The following is a 4,986-nucleotide window of genomic DNA, read 5'->3' on the forward strand; positions in this document are numbered from 1 at the left end:
GGATCAACCTCAAGTGCCGCCACCGTAGCCTCCAGCACACCGGCAGCCAGCCCGCGCCACCCTGCATGAGCCGCGGCAACCCGGGTGCCCGCGCGGTCACAGAACAGTACCGGCAGACAGTCCGCGGTCAACACGGCGCATACCCGGTTCGGCTGCCTGCTCACGGAGGCATCCGCTTCGGGTCGGGATGTCGTCCGCAACGGATCCACCACCTGACAGCCATGCACCTGGTTCAGCCATAACGGCTCGGCCGGCAACTGCAGATACTCGACGAGTCGTGCCCGATTTTGCCGCACGGCATCCGGATCATCCCCCACATGATCGCCCAGATTGAAACTGTCATAAGGCGCGCGGCTGACGCCACCCGTGCGTGTCGTCGACCAGGCGTGTACCTGGGGTGGGGCCGGCCACTCCGGTTTGATCCAATCTGTCGCAAGGGTGTTTGGCATGCTCCGATTAAGCCATAGCATGGATGACAAACATACCCCGGGGTTTCTTTCAGGTAGCCGGTGTTTCAGTCCGGAGCAATGCCAGCAACCCGGCAAAATCCTGCGGCGGCGGTGCCTCCCAACTGCAGGTTTCGCCGGTATCGGGATGAACCAAAGATAGCCGCGTGGCATGCAGTGCCTGACGCCTGAAGCCGCGCAGCGCTTCCCGGAAGTGCTCACTCACCCCCGCCGGCAAACGCAGCCGGCCACCGTAAACCGGGTCACCCACGATCGGATGACGAATATGCGCCATATGAACCCGGATCTGATGGGTACGCCCCGTTTCCAGGGATACACGCAGCAGGGTGTGATGAGGAAAGCGTTCCTCGACGCGGTAATGGGTAATGGCTGCCCGACCACCGCCGACCACGGCCATACGCTTTCGATCCACAGGGTGGCGTCCGATCGGCGCGTCGACAGTACCACCAGCCACGATCGTCCCCTGCACCAGGGCCAGGTACTCCCGCTTGACGGTACGGGCCTGGAGCTGATCGACCAGCTGCTTGTGGGCCTTCAGGGTCTTGGCGACCACCATCAACCCGGAGGTCTCCTTGTCCAGGCGATGCACGATCCCGGCCCGGGGCAGCGCCGCCAACGAAGGCGCGTGGTGCAACAGGGCATTCTGCAGGGTGCGGTCCGGGTTGCCCGCAGCAGGATGCACCACCAGCCCGGCCGGCTTGTTCAACACCAGGAGGTGGTCGTCTTCGTAAACCACGTCCAGAGGAATGGCCTGCGCTTCGACCTCTCCCTGGGGTTCGAGCCGGACCGCGAGTTCGACCTGTTCCCCACCTGCCACCGGCGTGCGGGGCACGGTCACCGTGGCTCCATCCAACCGGACGCAGCCCTGACGGATCCAGGCTTGCAGGCGGGAACGGGAATACTCTGGGAACAGTTCCGCCAGCGCCTGATCCAGGCGCAGACCGGCCTGGTCCTCGGTAATCGAACCCAGCAGATGTTCAGTCATGGCACAGAAGGGGCATGAGCATGGCTATGGTGTCAGGTATACTGGTCCACTTGTCGTAATTTTCTGGCACCGGATTCCCATGCGCCTGCTCAAGATCTTGTTTTTGCTGTTTACCCTGGTTTCGGTTGCGGGCTGTTCCAGCCTCGCCGCCAAGGACGAAACCGCCGGCTGGTCGGCCAAAAAGCTCTATGACGAGGCCACCCAGGCCTTGCAGGGCAAGGATTGGGAACAGGCCATCAAGTATTACGAAACCCTTCAGGCACGCTACCCCTTCGGGGTTTACGCCAAACAGGCCCTGCTGGACTCGGCATATGCCTATTACAAATACGGCGAGCCGGAATCGGCCATCGCCACAGCTGACCGTTTCATCAAGCTGCATCCGCTAAGCCCCGAGGTGGCCTACGCCTATTATCTCAAAGGCCTGGCCAACTTCTATCGCGGCAGGGACTTCCTGGATCCCATCCTGCCCCACGACCCGTCACAGGGCGATACGGATGCGATGCGCCAGGCCTTCCAGGACTTCACGACCATCATCAAGAAATATCCGCAAAGCCGGTATGTGGATGATGCCCGTCGGCGCGCGATGTACCTGCGCAACCTGGTGGCCGAATCCGAACTGAACATCGCGCATTACTACATGGAGCGTGGCGCCTATGTCGCCGTGGTCAATCGCTGCAGTCACATCGTGCAGAACTTCGAAGGCAGCAAGTACGTCCCCAAGGCCCTGGCGCTCATGGTCCAGGCCTATCGCAAACTGGGCGATGACAAACTCGCGGAAGATACGGAGCGGGTGCTCAGACTCAACACCCCCCAGGCCGGAAGCAAGGCGGCGACCGGCGGCTGAGCCAGGGCTCAGATCGCGTCGTCGCCTTCCTCACCCGTACGGATGCGCACGATCCGCTCGACCGGGGTGACGAAGATTTTGCCGTCACCGATCTTGCCGGTACGGGCCGCCCCCAGAATGGCCTCCACACAGGGATCGACCCTGGCGTCGTCCACAATGACCTCGACCTTCACCTTGGGCACGAAATCCACCACATATTCCGCCCCCCGGTAAAGCTCGGTATGTCCCTTCTGGCGGCCGAAACCCTTGACCTCGGTGGCCGTCATACCGCTGATGCCGGCCTCGGTCAGCGCCTCGCGCACGTCGTCCAGCTTGAAGGGTTTGATGATGGCTTCGACCTTTTTCATGTTCACCTCATGAGGGGGGAGACGCTTCAGGACTCGCGATAGGTTTTCACGTAGCCGGATGTTATCGGATAACGCCGATCCTTGCCAAAGGCCCGGCTGGTAATGCGCACCCATGGCCGCGATCCGCCGCACCACGGACGCCTCAAAGCCTTCCGCCACGATCTCCTCCACGGTGCGATCCTCCTCCACAAAACGCTGCAGAATGGGGTCCAGCACTTCATAAGGAGGCAGGCTGTCGGTGTCTTTCTGGTCGGGGGCCAGTTCAGCCGAGGGCGCACGCTCCAGTACCCGCTCAGGAATCACGGTCTCATCCCGGTTGCGCAGCCGTGCGAGGCTGTAGATGCGGGTCTTCACCACATCCTTGAGCGGTGCAAACCCGCCGGCCATATCGCCGTACAAGGTGGCGTAACCCACCGCCATCTCGCTCTTGTTGCCCGTGCTGAGCAGCATGCGCCCGGTCTTGTTGGAAATGGCCATCAGGATGATGCCGCGGCAACGGGCCTGGATGTTTTCCTCGGTCACGTCCCGCGGCAGGCCGGCAAATTCATCGGCCAGCATGTCCAGAAAGGCATTGAAGGCCGGTTCGATCGGAATCACGGAATGCTTCACACCCAATGCATCCGCCTGCGCCCTGGCATCCTCAATGCTCATGTCGGAGGTATAGCGCGAGGGCATCAGCACCGCCTCGACCTGATCGGCACCCAGTGCATCGGCGGCCAGACACAGGGTCAGTGCAGAGTCGACCCCACCCGACAGGCCGATCACCGCACCCTGGAAACCGTTCTTGAACACGTAGTCCCGAACGCCGAGCACCAGCGCCCGGTAAATAGAGTCGTCCTCGCTTAAACGCTGGGCGAGCTGCGCCGTAGGCACGGGCGCGAAGCGGTCCACCGGCACCTCCACGGTGTACAGGCCTTCCTGGAACACCGGCGCCGAGAACAGCAGCTCCCCGCTCGGTCCCAGCACGATGGACTCGCCGTCGAAGACCAGCTCGTCCTGCCCCCCCACCTGGTTGACGTACACGATGGGCAGCTCGGTTTCGGCATGCCGATCGCGCAGCACCTGCAGGCGTTCCGTGGATTTGTTGACGTGGTAGGGCGAGGCGTTCAGGTTCAACAGAACCTGGGCGCCCGCCTGCAAGGCCCGATTGGCCGGTTCCGGATGCCAGATGTCCTCGCAGATCGTCAGCCCGACCTGCACGCCCTTGAATTCGACCACCTTGGGCGCATCGCCAGCCACGAAATAACGCTTTTCATCGAACACGCTGTAGTTGGGCAGCAGGACCTTGAAATATTCGGCCAGCACCTGCCCGTCGCGCAGCCAGAACGCCGCGTTGCGCAGGCCGCCAGGCGTTTCCCAGGGCAGGCCCAATACCACGTCGATGCCCCGTACGCGCGCGGCCACCGTCCTGAGGCCATGATTGACCTGCGCCATCAGACTGGGACGCAGCAGCAGGTCTTCGGGCGGGTAGCCCGTCAGGGTCAGTTCGGGAAAGACGACCAGCTCCGCGGCCTGCTCGTCGCGCGCCTGCTCGGCCAGTCGGACAACCATGTCCACGTTGCCCGGGACGTCGCCCACCAGGGGATTGCACTGGGCCAGCGCAATGCGCAATGTCTGGGTCATGATGATTCCGGCGGGTCAGCCCAGCAATTCGGCCATGCGCCGGCCCATCTCGGCCGGCGAGCGCACCGTGTGGACGCCGGCTGCCTCCAGTGCCGCGAATTTGTGTTCGGCGGTGCCCTGCCCGCCGGATATGATGGCGCCGGCATGCCCCATGCGCTTGCCGGGCGGCGCGGTGACGCCGGCGATATAGGCCACCACCGGCTTGCGCACCTCGCGACGGATAAACTCGGCGGCCTCTTCCTCCGCCGTCCCGCCGATCTCACCGACGAGCAGAATGCCCTCGGTCTGCGGATCCTCGTTGAAGCGACGCAGGCAATCGACGAAATTGAGCCCCTGGATCGGATCACCCCCGATCCCGACGCAGGTCGACTGGCCCAGGCCCTCATTGGTGGTCTGGAACACCGCTTCGTAGGTCAGGGTGCCGGAGCGGGACACGATGCCGATCCGCCCCGGGGTATGAATAAAGCCCGGCATGATGCCGATCTTGCACTCGCCGGGCGTGATCACGCCCGGACAATTCGGCCCAATGAGAACGCTCTGACTGTGCTCGAGCACGGCGCGCACCCGCAGCATGTCCAGTACCGGAATGCCTTCGGTAATGCAGACGATCACCTCGATACCTGCCGCCTCGGCCTCCAGAATGGAGTCCGCCGCATAGGGCGCGGGCACATAGATCATGGTGGCATTGGCACCGGTCTGCTCGACCGCCTCGGCCACGGT

At 63.3% G+C, this 4,986-nt stretch carries 5 protein-coding genes and 1 pseudogene; 1 reads left to right on the forward strand and 5 read right to left on the reverse strand.

Annotated elements, in window-relative coordinates; all coding sequences use genetic code 11:
* The coding region (locus P8Y64_14360) for a laccase domain-containing protein (protein MEJ2061632.1) at positions 1-449 on the reverse strand (449 nt) is incomplete at its 3' end.
* A 49-nt stretch (positions 450-498) separates the two neighbouring features.
* Positions 499-1,452 (reverse strand): 23S rRNA pseudouridine(1911/1915/1917) synthase RluD, encoded by a 954-nt coding sequence (rluD, locus tag P8Y64_14365; GenBank protein MEJ2061633.1) that lies wholly within the window; start codon positions 1,450-1,452, stop codon positions 499-501.
* Positions 1,453-1,531: 79 nt separating this feature from the next.
* On the opposite strand from rluD, the gene P8Y64_14370 reads away from it, so the two are divergent.
* The gene (locus tag P8Y64_14370) at positions 1,532-2,296 is read left to right on the forward strand and encodes an outer membrane protein assembly factor BamD (protein ID MEJ2061634.1); all 765 of its coding nucleotides are present in this window, start codon (positions 1,532-1,534) and stop codon (positions 2,294-2,296) included.
* Between the two features lie 8 nt (positions 2,297-2,304).
* Here P8Y64_14370 and P8Y64_14375 read toward each other — a convergent pair whose 3' ends face one another.
* From P8Y64_14375 to sucD, 3 genes and pseudogenes are all read right to left on the reverse strand, one after another.
* Positions 2,305-2,643 carry a P-II family nitrogen regulator gene (locus P8Y64_14375; protein ID MEJ2061635.1) on the reverse strand — a complete coding sequence of 113 codons (339 nt, stop codon included), beginning with the start codon at positions 2,641-2,643 and terminating at the stop codon, positions 2,305-2,307.
* Between the two features lie 26 nt (positions 2,644-2,669).
* Positions 2,670-4,266: pseudogene (locus P8Y64_14380) on the reverse strand (NAD+ synthase).
* Between the two features lie 15 nt (positions 4,267-4,281).
* A partial coding sequence (gene sucD, locus P8Y64_14385; protein MEJ2061636.1) for a succinate--CoA ligase subunit alpha occupies positions 4,282-4,986 on the reverse strand: 705 nt, incomplete at its 5' end.

The organism is Gammaproteobacteria bacterium (assembly GCA_037388465.1).
Lineage (GTDB): Bacteria > Pseudomonadota > Gammaproteobacteria > SpSt-1174 > SpSt-1174 > JARRKE01.